Source organism: Thermotomaculum hydrothermale, from assembly GCF_016592575.1.
GTDB classification, from domain to species: Bacteria; Acidobacteriota; Holophagae; order Thermotomaculales; family Thermotomaculaceae; genus Thermotomaculum; species Thermotomaculum hydrothermale.
In genome coordinates this window covers 507,697-529,204 of record NZ_AP017470.1, presented here as the reverse complement: position 1 = coordinate 529,204, position 21,508 = coordinate 507,697, and the positions used below count along the sequence as shown (strand labels likewise).

Below are 21,508 nucleotides of genomic sequence, written 5' to 3'. Positions count from 1 at the left end.
ATTTTATTTTATTCTATCTTTAAGCAATTCTTCCAGAGTAGGCATTCCTATTTCCTGAAGTTCATAGTAAACCCTTGTTGAAGGCTTGTTAATGTTTATTACCCTTCTTAAATCAATAGGAGTACCTATTACAACTGCATCGCAATCAGAAGCATTAATTGTCTCTTCTAAATCTTTAATCTGCTGCTCGCTGTATCCCATTGCAGGGAGAAGAATACCGATATCAGGGTATTTTTCAAAAGTTGCTTCAATTTTACCAACTGCCCATGGTCTTGGATCAACAAGTTCAGCTGCACCGAATTTTTCCGCTGCAACTGTCCCTGCACCGTACTCCATTCCGCCATGTGTTAAGGTTGGGCCATCCTCTACAACAAGCACCCTCTTGCCTTCAATCACAGATGGGTCTTCAACAAAAATTGGAGACGCTGCCTCAACAATCCTTGCATCAGGATTCAGCATTCTTATATTCTGCCTAACTTCGTCAATATCAAAGTAATCTGCTGTGTCAACCTTGTTAATTACAACAATATCTGCAAGGTGAACATTTGCCTCGCCTGGATAGTATTCAAGCTCGTGTCCTGGCCTGTGTGGGTCTGCAACTGTAATCATAACATCAGGTTTGTAAAAAGGCATATCGTTGTTTCCACCATCCCATACAATAACATCAGCCTCTTTTTCAGCTTCCCTTAAAATAGCCTCGTAATCAACTCCTGCATAAACAACAATTCCCTTTGCTATGTGTGGTTCATACTCTTCCATTTCTTCAATTGTGCATTTGTGTTTGTGCAAATCTTCTATTGTTTCAAACCTCTGAACCTTCTGTGCTTCCAAATCTCCGTAAGGCATCGGGTGTCTAATAGCAACAACCTTTTTTACCCATCTTCTGTAATATGTCGCATACCCTTCTTGTTGTCTGACTCTTTCCGCAACCTGTTCTAACAGCGCAAACAGCAACAACAGGCTTGCTGGATTTAAGCATTGTCCTGTGTCCGCCCATTACCATGAAATCTGCCCCTGCTGCATTTGCAATAGCGCTTCTGTGCATTACATACTGGTAAGGAACATCTGAGTATGAAAAAACAACAAGTTCAACATTGTATTTTTTTATAAGCTTAGGTAACTCTTCTTCAGCATATATTGGAATTCCATCAGGGTAAAGTTTACCTGCCAATGACGCCGGATAAACCCTGCCCTCAATATCAGGAATCTGGGTTGCTGTAAAAGCTACAACATTATATTCTTCATTATCCCTAAAAAAGCAGTTAAAGTTGTGAAAATCCCTTCCCGCAGCGCCCATAATAATAACATTGGTCTTTTTCATTACTCCTCCTCCTTTGAAAAAATGTTTACCAGAATAGACTGGGAAACATACATTAAATTCTTTGTATATTCGTTAATAACAAGTCTATCTCTAACATCTGAACAAATTTCTTCCCCTATTCGCAAAGGCATAGGATGAAAAATTAAAACATCCTCTTTCCCTGTCTTTTTTACTAACTCAGAGTTTACTGTATAACCTTTAAAATCTTTACGCCTCTTTTCCTTTTCATCTTCCATTCCTATTGAAACCCAGACATCTGTCACAATAACATCTGCCCCCTCAACAGCATTCAAATCGTTTGTTACCTTTAAATTTGCCCCTGATTTTTTACAAAATTCCTTGCAGTTTTCTACAACTTCAGGGTTTGGCTCATAATCCTTTGGTGTGATAACAGTAAGATTAATCCCAATTAATGAGCAAAAAAGCATTAATGAGTGGCAGGTATTATATCCATCTCCAACATAAACAAAGTTTAAATTATCCAGCTCTCCTTTTAATTTTCTAACTGTGTATCCTATATTTAAGGCTACAATTGGAATATACATTCCACTCATACTGTTGATAACAGGGATTGAACCAAAATTTGCAAAATCCTCAACATCCTGATGGGATAATGCCCTTATTACAAGTGCATCAAGATAACAGGATAAAGCCTTTGCTGTATGGAAAATAGATTCGCCACGGGAAAGCTGCAATTCAGATGTTTTAAAATAGATAGCATTTCCACCTAACCTATAGATTCCGCTTTCAAAAGCAAAGCGGCTTCTTGTTGAAACCTTTTGAAAGTATAAGCCAATAACTTTGTTTTTTAAAAAATCTGCGTACTCACCTGAATTTTCAACTAATTTATCAGCAGTATTGTAAATATCAAAGATTTCTTCTCTTTTAACATCTTTAAGGGTTAAAAGATGCTTCACGGCACAATCCTTGTCCCGACTTTTGAAATATCGTCTGTTTTTTCTATTGCTTCAGCTGAGGTGATTAAAACTTCCTTCCCACCGTGTTTAATATATTCAATGGCTGCTTCAATTTTAGGCTTCATACTTCCCGGGGGAAACTGCTCCTCTGCAAGCATCTTTTCAGCCTCTTTCACAGTTATTCTATCCAGTTCTTTTTGAGTAGGTTTACCAAAGTCTTTGTAAACCTTGTCCACCCCTGTAAGGATTATGAATAAATCAGCTTTTAAACTCCTTGCAAGTAAACTTGATGTATAGTCTTTATCAATTACAGCTTCAACACCTAAAAGATAACCAGATAAATCTTTTTTTACAGGGATACCGCCTCCACCACCGGCAATTACTGTATAGCCTGAATCAAGCAAAACCTTAATTGCGTCCAACTGAACAACCTCAAGTGGTTTTGGGGAAGGCACAACCTTTCTCCATCCTCTTCCTGCATCCTCTTTCATATGCCATTTTTTTGTTCTCATTAACTCCTCAGCCCTGAATTCAGGGTAAAAAGGGCCAACAGGTTTTGTAGGATTTTTAAAAGCAGGGTCTTTATCGTCAACAACAACTTCAGTAATAACAGTTGCAACCTTTGGCTCTTCTTTAGCAGCAACAAGCCTGTTTATTAGGGTTCTTTCAATCATGTACCCCATGCTCCCCTCAGTCATTGCTCCGCAAATATCAAGGGTGTAAGGGGGTATTTCACTTATTGCCCTCTCCTGCTGAATAAGAATATTGCCCACCTGAGGACCATTTCCGTGGACAATTAAAAGCTTATATCCGCTTTTTATTACATGAAACATCATCTCTGCTGCTTTTTTTGCATTTTCAAGCTGCTCAGCCTGGGTTCCTTTCTGCCCTGCTTGAATTAGAGCATTTCCACCAAAAGCAATTACCGCTGTTTTTTTCATTATTTAACCTCTTATTTTACCCTGTAACCAGGTTTTGCTCCCTCTTCCGGGGCTAAAAGAAAAGGCTCCCCATCCTCTCCTGATGCAGCAAGAAGCATCCCGTTTGACTCAACTCCCATCAACTTTGCAGGTTTAAGGTTTGCAACAACAACAATCATTCTGCCAACTAAATCCTCAGGTTTGTATTTTTTGCCTATACCTGCAACAATCTGCCTTTTTTCATCTCCTAAATCTATCTGAAGCTTTACAAGTTTGTTTGATTTTTCAATCTTTTCAGCCTCAATTATTTTTGCAACCTTTAATTGAACCTTTGCAAAATCCTCAATTGAAATTCTGTTATCATTTTCCACTTTTTTCTCCTCCTTTTTAGCTTCTTCTTTTGTATCCTTAAAGTATTCCTCAATATCAATCCTCGGGAAAAGGTGTTCTTTTATTGCCTTAACCTTTGTCCCACTTTCAAGCACCCCAAATTTAAGGAAGGAAAGAGGGCTTTCCTCTATATTTCTTTCAAAGCCAAGCCTATCCCATATCTCCTGTGCTTTCTTAGGCATAACAGGGGAAACATAAAGTGCAACAAGCCTTAAAGATTCCGCAAGCAAATACAATACGGTATCAAGCTTTGTTTTCGCCGCCTCATCTTTTACAAGCTTCCAGGGCTCAACAGTAACAATAAATTTGTTCAATTTATTCAGGAAAATCCATACTTCTGCCAATGCTTTATGAAACTGGTATGTGTCAAAGTAGCTTTCCCAGTTCACACCGCAGGTTTTAGTTAGTGATTCAATTTCTTTGTACTCTTCTAATTCTCTATCAGGTTCAGGGATTATTCCACCTCTATATTTGGAAATCATTGAAAGTGTTCTTGAAACAAGGTTTCCCAAATCATTTGCAAGGTCTGAATTAAGTCTGCTCAAAAATGCCTCATCAGAAAAGTTGCAATCATTTCCAAAAACCATTTCCCTCAACAAAAAGTACCTTAGTGCATCTGCCCCAAACTGGTCTAAAAGGTATTGAGGCCTGACTATGTTACCTACAGATTTAGACATCTTACCAGAATCCTTCAACCACCAACCGTGGGCAAAAACAGTTTTCGGTAATGGAAGCCCTGCTGACATTAAAAAGGCAGGCCAGTAAACTGCGTGAAACCTTAATATATCCTTTCCAACAAGGTGTAAATCAGCAGGCCAGAATTTTTTATACAATTCAGTTTCTTCTGGATAGCCTAATGCGGTAATATAGTTTGACAATGCGTCAAGCCAGACATACATTACATGCTTTTCGTCTCCTGGAATTGGAATTCCCCACTTAAAGCTTGTCCTTGAAATTGATAAATCCTTTAATCCACTCTTTACAAATGAAATCACTTCATTTCTTCTATTTTCCGGCTGAATAAAATCAGGATTTTCTTCATAAAATTCAAGTAGTTTTTTTTGATATTTTGAAAGTTTAAAAAAGTAGGATTCTTCCTCAACATCTTCCACAGGCCTTCCGCAATCGGGACATTTGTTGTTTTTTGCCTGAAATTCGGTTAAAACAGCTTCGCAGGATACACAGTATTTACCTTTGTATTTATCAAGGTATATATCCCCGTTTCCCTTCATTTTTTCAAAAAGGGCTATTGCTCCCTTTATGTGCCTCTCCTGTGTCGTCCTTATAAAATCATTGTTTTTAATGTATAATTTAGGCCATAATTTCTTGTAATTTTCAACAACGGAATCGGCAAGTTCAATAGGGGTCATACCCTTTTCTTTTGCTGCTTTTTCAACTTTGAGGCCATGTTCGTCTGTACCTGTTAAAAAATAAACATCATACCCCATTAACTTTTTATACCTTGCCACAACATCAGCCACAACTGTAGTATAAACATGCCCTATATGTGGAAGGTCATTTACATAATATATCGGCGTTGTCACATAAAACTTTTTTGTTTCCATACCCTCTCCTTTATTTTTCTTTCATATGAATTCTAATTTATAAAAACTTTACTTTCAACAAATTTTAATACTTATATCACAAAGTTTTAAATTTAATTTGTAATAAAAAGCAATGAAAAGTAAAATATATTATCATGAAGGTAAGGAAAATAAACAAGTACGAAATTGTAGATGTTATAGGTCAGGGCTCAATGGGGGTGGTTTACAAGTGCATAGATACTGTATTAAACAGGTATGTTGCACTAAAAACTTTAAACCTTCAACTTGCAAACAACCCGGAGATAAAGGAAAGGTTTTATAGAGAAGCAAAGATTTTAGCAAATCTCAATCACACCAACATTGTCCAGGTTTATGAATTAAAAGAGTTTGAAAATTTCTGTTACATTGTTATGGAATACCTTGAAGGTGAAAGTTTGAAAAGCATTATAGACAACAAGAAACCCCTATCAAACCTGTCAAAACTTGAAATTGCAAGGCAGATTGCAAGCGGAATAGCCTATGCCCACTCTAAGGGAGTTATTCACAGGGATTTAAAACCAGCCAACATTTTTCTTAGGGAAGACGGAGTTGTTAAGATACTTGATTTTGGGGTTGCTAAACTTGCCAGCTCACACATGACTCAAAAGGGTATGATATTAGGAACAATTTCATACATGGCACCAGAACAATTAAGAGGAATAGAGATTGATGAGAGGTCAGATATATTTTCAATAGGCGCTATTATGTACGAAATGTTTTCCTATCACAAACCATTTCATGCAACAAGTGTGACTGAAGTAATGAGCAAAATTGTAAACAAAACTCCCGATTATATTCCAAGAGCACCAAAAGATATTAATGAAATCATTTTTAAATGCCTGGCAAAAAATCCTGCTGAAAGGTATTCAAGTGCTGAACAGCTAAGGGAAGCCATAGAGAATATAATTACAAAGCAAAAACAGAAAAAACAAAAAACAAAGAGTTTTATTGACCACACAATTACCTCACAAATTTTAAATGTCAAAGAGCAGATTAAAAAACTTAAAGAAATGAGGAACAAAATAGATGAACATATAGAGAAAGCAAAACAAAATTTAAAAGAAGACAAACTGGAAGATGCAATTTATGAAGCAAAAAAAGTCCTTGAACTTGATAATGCAAATCAGGAAGCAGAAAAAATTATTGAAAAAGCGAAAAGGTTTTTAGAACTAAAAAAAGAGCAGGAAAAACTGAAAGCTAAATGGATTAAAGAAAAGCTTTTTGAAGCAAATGAAGAACATGATAAGGGACATTTAATAAAAGCATGTGAGATATGTGAGAGTATTTTAAAAATTGACCCTACAAATCATGATGCAAAGGTGATAAAATCTCTTTGTATAAAAAAGATTAAGGAATTTCTTGAAAGAATTGAATAAATTAGCAATATTTGATTTAGACGGCACACTGGTTGATTCGTTAGATGACCTTGTTTTATCTGCAAATGAAACCAGAAAACTTTATAAATTACCCCCCCTATCCAAAGATACAATTTCATCATTTGTAGGAGACGGCCTTGTTTTATTTGTAGAAAGGCTTTTTCAAGATTCTAAAGTTGACATTGAGGATGCTATTTCTAATTTTAAAAAGAAGTATTTCATTCATCTAACCGATAATACAAGGTTTTATGAGGGAACAATAGAATGTATAAAAAAACTAAAAGATGCAAACTTTGTCGTTGGTATTCTTTCAAATAAAACAGAAAGATTATCAAAACTCGTAGTTGAACAATTAGGACAAAAAGAATTATTTGACTTTATTTATGGGGGAGATAGTTTTCCCGAAAAAAAGCCTTCTCCATTACCTATTCTAAAAATTCTAAAAAAATTCAATGGTGATAAAGAATCAAGTTTTATGATTGGTGATAGCTGCAATGATATTTTAAGCGGTCAAAAAGCCGGGATAAAAACAATTGCTGTTACCTACGGGTTTAATGGAGTTAAACATTTAAAAAAATGCACAGCAGATTTTGTTGCCCACAATCCAGAAAAAATATGTAACCTAATTTTAAATAAAGAATAACAATTTATTTTAAAAAAAGGATAAAAGCGCCATCTCCCCCGTGAGCTTTTGGAGCTGAACCAAAACTTTTTACAAATGCCTTTCCTTTTGTTTTTAGCCATTTTTCAACAAATGGTTTTAGAGAGGGGCCTCTTTCTGAATGCTTGCCTTTTCCGGTAATAACAAGAACAATCCTTAATTTTTGTGATTTAGCTTCATTTAAAAAATCTAACAATCTTAAAGCTGCTTCATCTTTTTTTAAACCGTGCAAGTCAATTTCATCGTCAATATTTAAAGTTGATTTTTTAGGAATTTTAATTTTTTGAGGAATTAAATCAACAACTTCTTGTTTTTCTACATGCTCAATAGAAAGATTTTCTATATGTTTGATAAACTCTTGATATTCTTTCTCTTCTCTTTCCTTTTTGTTCAGCCCGAATATTTTTTCCCATTCTTCATCACTTATTTTTTTCATTTTTTTCTTAAAACAAGTATCATCCTCCAGGAATCTTTAGAATTATCAAGTGGTTTATCAAACCTGAAAGAACCAAAAGAGTTAACTAACTCAAAGCTTCCAGAACAATCAATGTAATGGAGTATCTCCTGATACAAATATATTCTAAATTTTTCTTCCATGTTAATGATAAATTCCCTGTCTTTATCTTTTACCTTAACAATAGGCTTTGTGGTAACAATATGGGTTAACAGATCAACGGAACTTCTTTCATTATCCCAGTCAACCTCAACCTCAACATCTCCCTTTATCTCAACCCAGCTATTGGTTGTGGAAGGCTCGTTTGTAACAAATTCCCTGGGATGATTCATTTCTATTATATAAAGACCACCTGTATCCAGTACCCTTGCCACTCTCTTTAAATGCTCTTCAACATCCTCATTTCTTAAAAGGTAATTAAATCCCGTAAGAAGGTTTATTGCACAACCAAATGTCCTCTCAACACTAAAAGACACCATATTGTCAACCCATAGATACGCATCAATTCCGTTTTGTTCAGCTTTCTTCTTTGCATATTCAATCATTTTAGGGGAAATATCAAATCCACTGACATCAAACCCTCTTTTCCCCATCTCAATAAGGTGGGAGCCTGTCCCACAGGCTATATCAAGGAGAGAAAAATTATCAGATCTGGAATGCACCGCTATTTGCTTTTCAATAAAATCGCATTCCAGATCTAAATCTCTATAGCCAAAGGCTATATCGTAATATTCAGGATAATTGTAAATACTCATCGGCTAACTATAAACTTTAGCCTTCAAACTCTTCTGATTCTTCTTCACCAGCTAAATCGTTTTCTATTCCAAGCCTTGCACAAGCTCCAGCATAAACCTGCAAAGCTGCTTTTTTGGCTTTTTGTAATTCTGCTAATTTCTGTTTTACTCTTGCTAACTCTTCTTCAATCTGATTATCAATGTCAGCAATTTCATTTTTTACGTGTTTTAAAGTTTCTTCGTAAAACTTTTTTTGTTCATCATTTAATACACCCATGAATACCTCCCGTTAAAATTTAAATAAAAATGTATCATAAACTTTTACTTTTACCCCATTTTTAGTAGCAGGTTCAAACTTCCACTTTTTAAGAGCCTTCATTACCTCTTTGTCAAGACCAAAAGGATGTTTCATTTTTCTTAAAATTCTAACATCAACCACATCTCCATTTTCATCTATAAGCGCCTGAGCAATAATAGTACCATGCACTTTTCTTTTCCTTGCTGCAAGGGTATATCTTGGCTTTACCTTTTTAATAGGAACAGGTTTGACAACATCATCTGTTAAAGGTACCAGATCCCCTTCCTTAACCTGTGGTTGTGCAATTGTTTCCGGTTGAGGCTGCACTTCTGTTTTGGCCTCTTTTGCAGGTTGTTCAGTAGTTTTAGCATTTACATCCTGAGATTGCGTATTAGTTTCAATTGTGGTTTTTTCAGGTTGAGTAATTTCTTTCTTCTGAACTTCCTGTTTGTCTGAAGACTGAATCTTTGTGTTTTCATTAACGGGAGGATTGTTTACAGCCTTATTTTGTTGAGAGCTTGTTGAAGCAGGCTTAACAGGTGTATTTTTAACTATTTCTTTTTTTGTTTTCTGTTTAGGGGCTGTTACTTTTGACGCCTTTTTCTTTTCTTCTGCAAGCTTTCTCTTCTTTTCTTCAATCAACTTTTTCTGGGCTGCCAATTGCGCTTCTAATTTCTTTTTTTGTTCTTCTATCTTCTTTTTGGTTAACTCCTCAATCATCTGTTGCTTTTTCTTTTCTATATCAGTCATTACCTGTGTTTGCTTGTCTGGTGCTGGTTTCATCTCTGACTGTTGAGTTTGTGCTGTCATGTCATTATTGGTTAAATTATCTCCCTCTTGCTGAGATTCTGCAGGCTGATTTTCAGGCTCTACTTTTTGTGCAACTTTTGCCTTTTCTACAGGTTTTTCTGTTTTCTTATTTGAGGAAATAAAATAACCAATAATTGCGATTATAACAATTGCTGCAATTGCACCAATAAAAAGCACTGTTTTATTACTTTTTTCTTCTTTCTCTAACCTTTCCAATTCATCTTTCTCATACTTTTCTAAATCTTCTGGATTTGGAACAACAACAGTGCCGGTGTTTGCCCTCCTGTCAGGAATTTCCTCGAAATCTTCAGACTCTATATCTTCTTCAGAAATAGAAAAATCTTCAGATTCCATTTCTTCTCTGGCTTTATCTTCTTTTTCTTCTACTTTTTCTGGTTTTTCCTTTTTCTCTATCGGCTCAACAACCAATTTTTCAGATAATTCTTTAAGCTTCTTCATATCTTCTTTGTATAGTGCATTAACAAACTCTGCCACCGCCCTTTCGTTCACGGTATATGGCAATGAATTCAACACATCAAGAATATCCTGCTCCATTTCTTTTGCACTTTGGTATCTCTTATCTGCATCCTTTGTTAATGCCTTTTCAATAATTTTTGCTGTCTTCTCAGAGATGTTGGGATTAATTTCCCTTATCGGGATATAATCTACATTTCTTACCTTTTCCAGTATATTTATCTCACTATCAGCGAGAAAACATTTCTTACCTGTTAAAGCCTCGTACATTACAGAACCTAAGGAAAATAAATCAGACCTTTTATCAACTTTCTCTCCCCAGGCCTGTTCTGGGCTCATATAGAGCAGTTTGCCCTTTAAAGCTCCTGCCTGAGTTTGGCTCGCCTTTGTTGCTGCTTTAGCAATTCCAAAGTCAACAAGTTTAACATCTCCCTCAAGGGATAGAATTATATTCTGAGGGCTTATATCTCTGTGAACAATATGAAGGTCTTTATTATCAAGGCCTTTTTTCCTGTGAGCATAATCAAGAGCACTTAGAATCTTTGATGCCACAAATAGGACTATTGGCTCCGGTATCTGGCATCCTTTCTCCTTACATTTTTTAAGAATTTTTCTTAAATCATGCCCTTCAACATACTCCATTGCTATGTAAAAGGTGTCTTCAATTTTTCCTAAATCATAAATCTGAGCAATGTTCGGATGGTTTAATTGAGCGGCAAGCTTTGCCTCATCAATAAACATTGTCACAAAATCTTCATTTTCAACAAGATGAGGAAGAATTCTCTTAATTGCAACTATTTTTTGAAATCCCTGAACTCCCCTTCTTTTTGCCTTGAACAGTTCAGCCATACCACCAGTTGCAACCTTCTCAAGAAGCAGGTAATTTCCATATTCAATACCTTTTTCTTTCTTTTTATCCTCTTTTTCAATTTGCTCAGCTTTTTCCTCTTCTACTTTTTCTTCCTTCTTTTCTTCTTTTTTAACAGATTTTGACTCTATAACTGCTTTTTTGGTTTTTTCTTTTTATCTACTTTAAGACCTGAAAGGGTTTTTTCAAGTTTCTCCTCAATTTCTTCTTCCACACTGTCAATATCCTTTTTCGGCTTTGCTTCTTTTTTATCGTCAACAAGACTATCCAGAGTTTGATCAATAAAAGATTCTTCTACTTCGCTTATAACATCACTGAATAATTCTTCTGAGGTAAATACTTTTTCTTCTTCTCCACCTTTAGGCTTCTTTACTTTTTTCTTCGGTAAATCTTCGATTACTTTGCCAGAAAGAGTTTCTTCAATTATTTCTTCAAATCTTCTCTTTGTTGAAGCCTTTTTCTTTTTAGACTTAACCGTTTCTTTTAAATTTAACCTCTCATGTTCTTTGCTGGAATCGATCAACTCTTCAAGGATCTTAGAATCCACAGAGAATCCCACAATTTTAGTAACTTTTTCTTTTAAAGTTTCGTCATCAATAGGTTCTTCCAGAAATTCATCTACATGATAGGTGTTTTTGGCAAGGGTTTGATACTTTACACCCTTATGCACCGAAGCAACAACAACGATCTTTGTATCAGGTTTTTTATCCTTAATCTCTTTAATAACATCAAAACCTGATTTTTTAGGAAGCATAGGATCTATGACAATGATATCAGGCTGGTTTTCTTGAAAAATCTTCAAGGCATCTTCACCATTTGCAGCAGCAAAAACCTTGCCTTCAATATCTTTTAAAAGGGACTGCCATTTCTCCAATTTACGAGGCTGATAGTTGACAATCAAAATCTTCTTTTCCATACAGTTACCTCTAACTATTTTTTTTATACTATAGCATAATTTTGGCACAAACTAAAAGAATTTTTACAATAAAATTCAAACTTCCAATTTTTTTGCAAATTCAAAAAGCCCTCCCGCTTCAAGAATATCTCTTTGGACACTGGAAAAAGGCTTTGCATAAGTTTTTTTCCCGTTTTTTAAGTTTGTAATTAAGCCTGTTTCAGTATCAACCTCAATTTCGTCACCATCAACTACATCTATCTCTTCAATGTTTTTCGCCTCAATTATAGGTAACGCAGAGTTTATTGCATTTCTTTTATAAATAGCCCCAAATGACTTAGCAACTATTAAAGCAATGCCTAAAGCCTTAAAACAATCAACAGCTTGCTGCCTGGAAGACCCTGAACCAAAATTTTCTCCTGCTATAATAATGTCTCCCTTTTTTGCCTTTCTAGAGAAATCCTCCCAGCCTTCAAGGTTATCAAGGGCATACTGCCCCATTTCATTTATATCTGTAATTGCAAGGTACCTATTATGAAAAATCATGTCGGTATCTATATCGCTTATTAGTTTTCCATCCTTATCCTTTAAAACCCAAACCCTTCCTCTTATCTTCATATTACCCCCTTCTCTTTAAGAAACTTAACAGGATCTGTTATCTTTCCGGTAACGGCTGAGACCGCCGCCACAACAGGGCTTGCAAGATAAGTATCACCGTCTCCCTGCTTTCCTCTAAAATTTCTATTAGAGGTGGATATTTGAACCTCTCCTTTGCCTGTCATTCCTATTTGCCCTGAAGCACAACCTCCACATCCAGGATTTGAAACAATTACCCCCGCATCATACAGAATATCTAAAATACCGTCCCTCAACAATTTTCCAAAAACTTCCCTTGTTGAAGGAACCACCTTAACCATAACTCCTTCTTTTACTTTAAAGTTTTTAAAGATTCTTGCAGCAAGCTCTATATCCTCATACCTTCCATTTGTACATGAACCTATAAAAACAGAATCAACCGGTATCCCTTCCACCTCTTCCACATCTTTAACATTGTCAGGTTTTGGAGGACATGCAATTTGCGGTTTTAGGTTTGAGATGTCAATCTCAATTACTTTTTCATATTCAGCATCGTCATCTGCAATTACAGGTTGAATATCGGGGTTGTTTTTAACCTTTCTAAAATGCTCAAGTATCTCTTCATTGGGGGTTATAAAACCAATTATACCTCCCATTTCAGTAACCATTGATGATAGGGTAATTCTTTCGTAAAGATTCATATTATCAATAACCTCTCCATAAAATTCAATAGCCCTTCCCAAAGCGCCTTTAGAGCCTAAATGCCTTAATGTAAATAAGGTTAAATCCTTCGCAGTTACAGGGAAATTATATGGCTTGCCTTTAAATACAATTTTTATTGTTGGCGGTACTTCAAACCATGTTTTCCCTGTTTTAAAGGCAAAGGCAATATCCGCATCCCCCATTCCCTGGCCAAAAGCACCAACACAGCCCAGTATGTTTAAATGGGAATCTGTTCCCACAAATGTTGAACCTGGCCAGCATAAACCTTTCTCTATTGCAATATGAGAACCAATACCAGAATCAACATCAAAAACTTTTATCCCCCTTTTTCTGGCAAACTGCCTGCAAAAATGTTGATTGTTTGCATAGGGAATTGTTTTTGCAGGAGCAACTGTGTCAAAGGTGAAAAATGTTTTTTTGGGGTCATCCACCTGAACATCTTCTCCATAGTTTTCATACAACCTTTTTACAACATTTGGGCCACCAAAATCCCTTGCAGTTCTTGTATCAATTTCAAGCCAGATAATGTTACCTACCTTGACATCGTCTTTTGTGTGTTTTTCAAAAATCTTCTCAATAACAGTTTTGCCCATAATTTCCCCTTCAAAAAAGTTTTTCAAAGAGATTTTAACTGTTTTTTATTAAAAAATCTATTTTTTAGATAAATTAAAATTGAGAAATTTTATATTTCAGAAGGTTTTTGACCTATTACCATATTTTTACCAAGCTCTTTGGCCTTGTACATTGCTGAATCAGCCTCAGCAAGAAGTCTTTTTTCTGATTTAAAATTGTTGTCTTCTAAAGTTGAAACCCCAAAACTTGCAGTTACTCCAACACTGTTTGAATTACACAATAATTCAAGCGATTCAATTCTTTTTCTTAAAGTTTCTGCTTTTTTCATAGCCTTTTCAAAGGATGTGTTTTTAAGAATTATCACAAACTCTTCTCCCCCATATCTGCATACATAATCTGATTCCCTCACATTTGATTTTAAACTCATTGCAACCTTTTTTAAAATCTCATCTCCACACATATGCCCGAATGTATCGTTTATCTTTTTAAAATCATCAAGGTCAACAAAAACCAAAGAAAGAGGTAAATTCGCCCTTTTATGAAACACAAACTCTTTCCTCAACAACTCATCAAAATAGGTTCTATTATAAACATTGGTTAATCTATCCTTTATTGCCTTTTCAAGTATAAGCCTGTTTAAATCAAGGTCAATATCGTCCTGATAGGCAAATTTAAAAGCGCATATATCACCTAAAAAAACCCTCTCTCCACTTTCAAGTTCCTGTTTTTTTATCCTGTTACCATTTATAAAAGTTCCGTTTGTGCTTCCTAAATCTTCAATAATTATCTTTCCATTTTCATTTTTCACAACACAATGCTTTCTTGAAAGAGATGGATTGTTTATTACAATATCGCATTCACTACCCCTACCTACAAACACCTTCTTTCTCTCTTCAAGATTTATCATTTGCCCGAACAAATCCCCTGCAATCACCACTAAGGTGGGAATAAGGGTAATATTCTCCTGAGTTTTTTTCTTTAAATCACCAGGCTTAATTATTTGTGTTTTCCATTCCTTATGTTCTTTTTCGCTCATAACTTCCTTAAAAAAACTAATATCTACCTTAATTTAACAAAAAATTCCTCTTTATTGCAAGAATTTTCAATATTTTTCATTTTTTTAACCTTTTTTTATTAAAATTCAATAGGTGGGATAGAATTTATCAACTCCTTTGTAAACTTGCTTTTGGGGTTGGTAAAAATCTCTTCTGTTTTCCCGTAATCAACAACCTCACCTTTGTAAAGTACTGCAATTCTATCACTTAAATGCCTTACAAGGTTAAGGTCGTGTGCTATAAAGAGGAAAGTAATCCCCAATTCTTTATGGAGTTTTAAAAAAAGGTTTATTATTTGCGCCTGAATTGATACATCAAGGGAAGAGACCGGCTCGTCAGCGATAATTATTTCAGGGTTTACAGCAAGTGCCCTTGCTATACCTATTCTCTGCCTCTGGCCTCCTGAAAGCTGGTCTGGGTATCTCTCCATAAACTCAACAGGTATATTAACCAGGGATAAAACTTCTTCTACCCTCTCAAGTCTCTCTTTTTTTGAACCTATTTTATGAATATCAAGGGGTTCTTTTACTATGTCTTTTACCTTCATTAAAGGGTTAAAAGATGTGTAAGGGTTTTGAAAAACAACCTGTATCTTTTTTCTGTAGTCCTTTAATTCTTCACCCTTCATTTTAAAAATATTCTTCCCCAAAAAGAGAATTTCCCCTTCATCAGGTTTTAAAAGCCTCAGTATAAGTTTGCTTATTGTTGTCTTACCTGAGCCTGATTCCCCAACCAGTGAAAAAAACTCCCCTTTTTGAATCTCAAAAGAGACATTATTCACCGCATATAATTTTTTCTTAGTAAACAATCCCTTTTTTAATTGAAAAATTTTTGTAACATTTTTCAACTCTAATACAGGTGGCATCTTACCTTCCTGCCTTCAATTTCTTTCAACTCAGGGTATCTTTTTGTGCATATACCCACTTTTTTCAAGCATCTGTCTGCAAAGGGACATTTGTCTTCTTCCACTACCCTGTGAGGGACATTGCCCGGGATTGTGTCAAGGTACTGTTTTTTTCCTTTATTAATTGTTATACTTTTCAACAAGCCTTCTGTGTATGGGTGCAGGGGATTGTTAAACACACTGTTAAAATCACCATCTTCCATTATTGTTCCAGCATACATTACAATAATCCTGTCAACTAAATTTTTTAAAAGTAAAAGGTTGTGGGTAATAAAAATAAGAGATAAATTATTTTCTTCCACTATATTTTTTATCAATTTTAGAATCTCTTTTTGAGTTATAACATCCAGTGCTGTTGTTGGCTCATCAGCAATAACTATCTCTGGGTTCAACATCAAAATCAAAGCAATATAAATTCTCTGAGCCATCCCTCCGCTTAATTGAAAGGGATAAGAATTGTAAACAAATTCAGGGTTTTCTATTTTCACTAAATCAAAGTATTTTACTGCAAGCTGCTTTGCCTCTTTTTTAGATTTAACTATTCCGTGTGAGATAAGGGTTTCTGCAACCTGATTTCCAACCGTAAAAACAGGGTCAAATGCGCTTTGAGGCTCCTGAAAAACATAACCTAATCCCCTCCCCCGTAATTGCCTCAACCTTTCTTTTGAGAGATGAAAGATATTATTCCCTTTAAACTCTATTTTTCCATTAACAACTTTCCCATTCCCTAAAATTATGTTGAGCAGAGAAAGGGATAAAACCGATTTCCCGCAACCGGACTCCCCCACCAGGCCTAACTTTTCCCCTTTTTTCAATGAGAATGAGACATCTCTTACAGCAATGGTTTGAGGATAAACAACCTTTAAATTGGATACTTTTAACAGACACATTAAAATAAAAACTCCCTATTGTACTCAAGCCCGAAGTAATTATAGGCAAGCTCTGTTGCAACCCTTCCTCTTGCTGTTCTTTCAATAAAACCAATTTGAAGGAGATAAGGTTCATACAACTCTTCAATTGTTACCTTGTCTTCAGATATTGATGCAGAGAGTGTGTTTAAACCAACAGGCCCGCCGCCGTAATTTTCAATAATTGTTTTTAAGATTTTCCTGTCAATTTCATCAAGCCCTTTTTTGTCAATTTCAAGCTGGTCTAACGCGTACTCAGCAATCTTAAAATCAACAATTCCTTCTCCCTTAACCTCAGCAAAGTCTCTTACTCTTCTCAATAACCTGTTGGCAATCCTTGGTGTCCCCCTTGACCTTTTTGCTATCTCTAAAGCCCCACCGTCTTCTATTTTAACTCCAAGGATACGGGCAGTTCTTTTAACAATCTTTACAAGCTCTTCCACTGTGTAATAGTTTAATCTATGAATAATACCAAACCTGTCCCTTAAAGGGGCTGTCAAAAGCCCTGCCCTGGTTGTTGCTCCTATTAAAGTAAAAGGATTTAGTTTAAACCTGTAACTTCTTGCACCTGGCCCGCTTCCGGTCACAAGGTCTAACTGAAAATCTTCCATTGCAGGGTATAAAATCTCCTCAATATTTGAAGAAAGCCTGTGAATTTCATCTATAAATAAAACATCTTTCGGCTGAAGCTTGGTTAAAATAGCTGCTAAATCCCCCGCCTTCTCAATTACAGGGCCAGAAGTAACCTTAATGTTTACTCCCAATTCGTTTGCAATAATTGATGCAAGAGTGGTTTTACCTATTCCAGGTGGGCCATAAAAAAGACAGTGGTCTAAAGCCTCATCTCTGTTTTTTGCCGCCTCAATAAATATTTTTAAATTTTCTTTTATCTTTTCCTGTCCAATATATTCATCAAGGGTTTTTGGTCTAACACTTTTTTCAAAGCCGTTTTCATCTTTTGTTTTTGCAAGGTTTCTTATTATATCCATACTCTATAGTTTATTATAAACGGTATAAATTAACAATTAATTGTAACCTAAAAGTTTTTTAGCTATAATTTTCCCCTCTTCAACACCAGGCTGGTCAAATGGATTTATATTATAGAAATAACCACAAACTGCAGTTTGCAATTCAAAAAGATAAATCAACTTCCCCATTGCCTCTAAATCAATTTCTTCAATTTCGTAAAGAATAAGTGGTTTTTCTTCATTTTCTAAAGCCTGCATAGTCCCTTCACATTCTGCATCCATCAATTGAGAAAAAGTTTTTCCGTTTAAATAAGAAAACCCTTCAAATTCACCAAAGGATTCAGGGATGAGAACATCCACTTTTTTGTTAACTTTGAAAAAAGCAAAAAACTTGTCGTCTGGTCCCTCTTTGTATAGTTGAACCTGAGAATGCTGGTCTGTGACCCCCTTTGCAAGCACCCCTGTTGCGCCTATCTTTACCTTGTTTCCATCTCTATCAACCCTCTTTCCCAATGATTCTGCAAATAATTGAAGATACCATTCACCAAATCTATAAAGTCTATCTGAGTATATAAATAAAACTTTAATATTTTTCCCTTTGTTGTAAAAAAGGTAATCCAGTACTGCACCTGTTACAGCAATCTCTTTACCGTTTTTCTTTAAATTTTGCGCCCCTTTTAACAGCAATTTTGTGTCTATCCCACAGAATTCAAGGGGAAAAATTCCCACAGGAGTTAAAACGGAAAATCGGCCACCTACATTTTCAGGTACTTCAAGAGATAATAAATTAAGCTCGTCTGCCAATTTTCTTAAATTACCCTTTACCAGATCTGTTGTAATAACAATCCTTTTCAAAGTCTCTTCTTTGCCCAATTCAACCTCAAAAAGGTTATAGAAAAATTTAAATTGTGAAATTGGTTCAACAGTTGAACCTGATTTTGAAATTACATTTATAACTGTTTTTTCTGGATTAATCTTTTTAGCAATCTCATGAATTGTAAATGGGTCAACATTGTCAAGGATTATCAATTCTTTATTCAGAAATTCTTTGAAGCAATCCCTCACCATTTTAGCCCCTAAAGCAGAGCCACCAATTCCTAAAACAAGTAATGTATCTATTCCTTCAGGTAATTTTTCTGCAACTGCTTTAGCCTTTTCAACATAGATGTCTGTGTCAGGTAGTTCGGTAAAACCTATAGAACTGTCCTTTTCTATTTCCTCAGCAAAATCTATCCCTTTGTTAAACAATTCAATAAAATTTTTATCATTTTTAAAATGTTCAAGTTTTCTTAAATTTAATTTTATCTTCATAATAACCCCCTGATAAATAAAAAAATGAATTAGAATATTTATACCTTTTTGTTAATCAATTTTACCATACAAATTATTCACTTAATTACAATGTTTAATTTTTTATTATCCCCTTAAACTAACCTGCCTGAAAGCTTCATAAGCAACAATAGCAACCGAATTTGAAAGGTTTAAACTCCTTGTTTTGCCAACCATCGGGATTTTATAAACCTTATTCTCAGGGTTGAACACAATTTTTTCAGGCAACCCCATTGTCTCTTTTCCAAAAACTAAAAAATCTCCCTTTTCAAACCTTCCTTCCCAGTAAGGCTTTTCAACCTTTTTTGAAAAATAAAAAATCCTTTCAGGGTTATTTTTTTTAAGAAATTCATCAAAGTTCTTATATATCTTTAAATCAAGATACTTCCAGTAATCAAGCCCTGCCCTTTTCATATACTTGTCTTCAAGGGAAAAACCAAGAGGCTCTATTAAGTGCAAAACAGCATTTAAACCGACACAAAGCCTTCCTATATTTCCTGTATTCTGTGGGATTTCAGGCTCATACAAAACTATATTAAACATTTTTAATTTTCCTCCGAAAAATTAAGAAGTTTACACGCATCTATATCATTATAATCATTGCAAAGAATAGTTAGAACATCTTTTTCAAATGGATTTAAAAGTATCACTTTTTTAAAAAACTCCTCTGCCCTTTTTTTATTACCAGAATTTAAAAACTCTTTTGCTTTTAACTTATAATCCTCGATTACCCCTCTAATATCCTTAAAATCACAGTTATCTTTATCAAGAAACTCAAAGGAAGATGCAATATCACCTTCTTCATTAGACATTTTGAAGATAGAAACCTCTACCTTGGCCTTTTTTAACAACACAGACAAAATATCCATACTTCTTTCTGTAAGGCCATATTTAAAGCAAAAATCTTTCAACAGATGTTTTGCGGTTAAATAATCTTTATTTTCTATGAAGATAATAGCCCTGTTTAGCAAATAATTACAGGATTTATTGGCTTCAGGGAATACTTTTTCAGCAACCGAATATTCCCCTTTTAATAGATAACACCCTGCAATATTGTTTAGAAAAATATCATCAGGCTTTAGCCTGTTTCCCTTTTTAAAAAGTTCAATTGCAAGATTATAATTATCCAAATTAACTGCAACCAGACCGCCGTATAGGTAATCTGTCGGAGTTTTATTTTCTATCTTTTCAAAGTACTTTTTAGCAATATCAAATTCCCCAAGATTATAAAGCTTATAAAACAAAGTTCTCAAATAGAATTCATCTTGCACCAAATAGTTAAGATAACTTTCTGCCAGATAGGAATTTTTGTCAATACAAAGTAAAGAGACAGCCTTAACATACTTCTCAAAAATGGTGACATCAATTCTATCCCTGTAAGGCCACCTGGCACCCTCAAACTTCATCAAAAAAGTTTTTAGACTATTGTTAAATATTTCATCAAGGCTTCCCTTAAAAACATATTCGCTTTTTGCTCCGTCTAATTTAAAAATTTTAAGGGTTAAATTTACAGTATTTTCATCATTTTGAAAAAAACCTGTTATTAGAAAATCTGCAGACATCTTCTCAGCAACTTTAATCTTTGTTGCAAGGGTTAAATTCTGGGTTAGAGGAATATCCATCTCTTCCACAGCAGATATTCTCTTGCAAATATCACTATTTAGTAATGACTCAATATAAATTTCAAAACCGTACTTCAGATAGTTTAAACCTGCATCTCCTCTATTTTCAAAAGGAAAAACGCAATATCCCTCTGCTAAAAGATTCAGAGAAAATAAAAGAAAAACAATTATTGTTATTTTCTTCATTGCAATGTTTTTTTGTTTCCGAAAATTATCTTTCCTGCTGAGCTTTGCAAAACATTTGTTATAAAAACATCAACCTCGTGTCCGATACTGTCTTCACCATCATTGACAACAACCATTGTTCCATCAACAAGATAACCAACAGCCTGCCCCTCTTCCTTACCCTTTTTTATTGGCGTGATTCTAATTATTTCACCTGGCAAAGCCATTGGTTTCAATGCGTTTGCCAGATCATTTATATTTAAAACAGAAATATCATTAATACTGGCAATCCTATTCAAACTGTAGTCATTTGTAACAACCTTTGCTTTAAATTTCTTCGCAAGGGCAATTAATTTGTGGTCAATGTCTCTTTCCTTTGCAAGGTCTAATTCACACAGCACAAATTTAATGTTTTTAAAATTTTTTAATCTATCTACAAGCTCTAAAGCCATTTTTGCCCTCTGTTTTTTTAAATCTGAACCTGTTTTATAAATCTTCTCTATCTGATGAATAACAAACCTCGGCACCATTACAGTCCCATCAAGAAAACCTGTTTCAATTACCTGATAAATCCTTCCATCCATTAAAGCAGAAGCATCCAATATCCTTACACAACCTCTGTATTCAGGTAAATCCGCATCAAAAAACAGAAACCTCTCAGAATTCCCAAGCCTGAATCCTGTAATAAAGGATAGAAAAACAACAGCTGTTAAAACAAAAGGGATAAAATCCTGGGGAATTAAACCAAATGATTTTAACACCAGTAAAATAATTGAAAACACAAGAAAAGATAGAATTGTAAAAAACACCGCACCTGCTTTGAGATTTGAAACAATAAAATCAAACAAAGCAATTAAAACTACAATTGTTAATAACAATACCCAATCCTGCCTGAAAAAATAGAGAAAACTTAAAAGAATAAGATAACCAAAAATCCTGAAGTACATCATAATAACCTCTCTCTTATAATAATCAAAAAACCTT

20 protein-coding genes and 1 pseudogene are annotated in these 21,508 nt (G+C 34.8%); 2 read left to right on the top strand and 19 right to left on the bottom strand.

The genetic code is table 11. The features are described 5' to 3' along the window. Positions 1–3: 3 nt before the first annotated feature. The 4 genes and pseudogenes from TTHT_RS02405 to metG form a co-directional block, all read right to left on the bottom strand. A pseudogene (locus TTHT_RS02405) lies at positions 4–1,321 on the bottom strand (cyclic 2,3-diphosphoglycerate synthase). Further along, complete coding sequence (gene argF / locus TTHT_RS02395; protein WP_201328446.1) at positions 1,321–2,238, bottom strand: ornithine carbamoyltransferase; 918 nt, start codon at positions 2,236–2,238, stop codon at positions 1,321–1,323. The pseudogene TTHT_RS02405 and the gene argF overlap by 1 nt, the downstream one beginning before the upstream one ends. After that, on the bottom strand, positions 2,235–3,179 hold the full coding sequence (arcC, locus tag TTHT_RS02390; RefSeq protein ID WP_201328445.1) for a carbamate kinase: 945 nt from the start codon (positions 3,177–3,179) through the stop codon (positions 2,235–2,237). The genes argF and arcC overlap by 4 nt, the downstream gene beginning before the upstream one ends. Before the next feature lie 11 nt (positions 3,180–3,190). Then, complete coding sequence (gene metG / locus TTHT_RS02385) at positions 3,191–5,113, bottom strand: methionine--tRNA ligase (protein WP_201328444.1); 1,923 nt, start codon at positions 5,111–5,113, stop codon at positions 3,191–3,193. Between the two features lie 134 nt (positions 5,114–5,247). On the opposite strand from metG, the gene TTHT_RS02380 reads away from it, so the two are divergent. Beyond that, on the top strand, positions 5,248–6,507 hold the full coding sequence (locus TTHT_RS02380; protein WP_201328443.1) for a serine/threonine-protein kinase: 1,260 nt from the start codon (positions 5,248–5,250) through the stop codon (positions 6,505–6,507). Continuing rightward, positions 6,491–7,150 (top strand): HAD family hydrolase, encoded by a 660-nt coding sequence (locus TTHT_RS02375; RefSeq protein WP_201328442.1) that lies wholly within the window; start codon positions 6,491–6,493, stop codon positions 7,148–7,150. The genes TTHT_RS02380 and TTHT_RS02375 overlap by 17 nt, the downstream gene beginning before the upstream one ends. A 4-nt stretch (positions 7,151–7,154) precedes the next feature. On the opposite strand, the gene TTHT_RS02370 is transcribed toward TTHT_RS02375, so the two are convergent. From TTHT_RS02370 to TTHT_RS02300, 15 genes are all read right to left on the bottom strand, one after another. Beyond that, positions 7,155–7,604, bottom strand: coding sequence for a Smr/MutS family protein (locus TTHT_RS02370; RefSeq protein ID WP_201328441.1), 450 nt, complete (start codon positions 7,602–7,604; stop codon positions 7,155–7,157). Then, positions 7,601–8,377, bottom strand: coding sequence for a class I SAM-dependent DNA methyltransferase (locus TTHT_RS02365; RefSeq protein ID WP_201328440.1), 777 nt, complete (start codon positions 8,375–8,377; stop codon positions 7,601–7,603). Before TTHT_RS02365 ends, TTHT_RS02370 begins: the two co-directional genes overlap by 4 nt. A gap of 16 nt (positions 8,378–8,393) precedes the next feature. Further along, complete coding sequence (locus tag TTHT_RS02360) at positions 8,394–8,633, bottom strand: hypothetical protein (protein ID WP_201328439.1); 240 nt, start codon at positions 8,631–8,633, stop codon at positions 8,394–8,396. 12 nt (positions 8,634–8,645) lie between these two features. After that, positions 8,646–10,787, bottom strand: a complete 2,142-nt coding sequence (locus TTHT_RS02355; RefSeq protein WP_201328438.1) for a TonB family protein — start codon at positions 10,785–10,787, stop codon at positions 8,646–8,648. Between the two features lie 146 nt (positions 10,788–10,933). Then, positions 10,934–11,722 carry a response regulator gene (locus tag TTHT_RS02350; RefSeq protein ID WP_201328437.1) on the bottom strand — a complete coding sequence of 263 codons (789 nt, stop codon included), beginning with the start codon at positions 11,720–11,722 and terminating at the stop codon, positions 10,934–10,936. A 75-nt stretch (positions 11,723–11,797) separates the two neighbouring features. Further along, entirely contained in the window at positions 11,798–12,319 is a 522-nt protein-coding gene (locus TTHT_RS02345) for a LeuD/DmdB family oxidoreductase small subunit (protein ID WP_201328436.1), read from the bottom strand. Beyond that, on the bottom strand, positions 12,316–13,593 hold the full coding sequence (locus tag TTHT_RS02340; protein WP_201328435.1) for a 3-isopropylmalate dehydratase large subunit: 1,278 nt from the start codon (positions 13,591–13,593) through the stop codon (positions 12,316–12,318). Before TTHT_RS02340 ends, TTHT_RS02345 begins: the two co-directional genes overlap by 4 nt. Before the next feature lie 89 nt (positions 13,594–13,682). Next, entirely contained in the window at positions 13,683–14,609 is a 927-nt protein-coding gene (locus TTHT_RS02335) for a GGDEF domain-containing protein (protein WP_201328434.1), read from the bottom strand. Between the two features lie 98 nt (positions 14,610–14,707). Continuing rightward, entirely contained in the window at positions 14,708–15,493 is a 786-nt protein-coding gene (locus tag TTHT_RS02330; protein ID WP_201328433.1) for an ATP-binding cassette domain-containing protein, read from the bottom strand. Continuing rightward, a complete protein-coding gene (locus TTHT_RS02325) occupies positions 15,478–16,422 on the bottom strand; it encodes an ABC transporter ATP-binding protein (protein ID WP_201328432.1) in 945 nt (314 codons plus the stop codon). Before TTHT_RS02325 ends, TTHT_RS02330 begins: the two co-directional genes overlap by 16 nt. Continuing rightward, the gene (ruvB, locus tag TTHT_RS02320) at positions 16,422–17,429 is read right to left on the bottom strand and encodes a Holliday junction branch migration DNA helicase RuvB (protein ID WP_201328431.1); all 1,008 of its coding nucleotides are present in this window, start codon (positions 17,427–17,429) and stop codon (positions 16,422–16,424) included. Before ruvB ends, TTHT_RS02325 begins: the two co-directional genes overlap by 1 nt. A 36-nt stretch (positions 17,430–17,465) precedes the next feature. Further along, positions 17,466–18,719, bottom strand: coding sequence for a hypothetical protein (locus tag TTHT_RS02315; RefSeq protein WP_201328430.1), 1,254 nt, complete (start codon positions 18,717–18,719; stop codon positions 17,466–17,468). 105 nt (positions 18,720–18,824) lie between these two features. Next, complete coding sequence (locus TTHT_RS02310) at positions 18,825–19,280, bottom strand: tRNA (cytidine(34)-2'-O)-methyltransferase (RefSeq protein WP_201328429.1); 456 nt, start codon at positions 19,278–19,280, stop codon at positions 18,825–18,827. 2 nt (positions 19,281–19,282) lie between these two features. Further along, entirely contained in the window at positions 19,283–20,545 is a 1,263-nt protein-coding gene (locus tag TTHT_RS02305; RefSeq protein WP_201328428.1) for a tetratricopeptide repeat protein, read from the bottom strand. After that, positions 20,542–21,474, bottom strand: coding sequence for a PIN/TRAM domain-containing protein (locus TTHT_RS02300; RefSeq protein WP_201328427.1), 933 nt, complete (start codon positions 21,472–21,474; stop codon positions 20,542–20,544). The genes TTHT_RS02305 and TTHT_RS02300 overlap by 4 nt, the downstream gene beginning before the upstream one ends. Positions 21,475–21,508 lie beyond the last annotated feature (34 nt).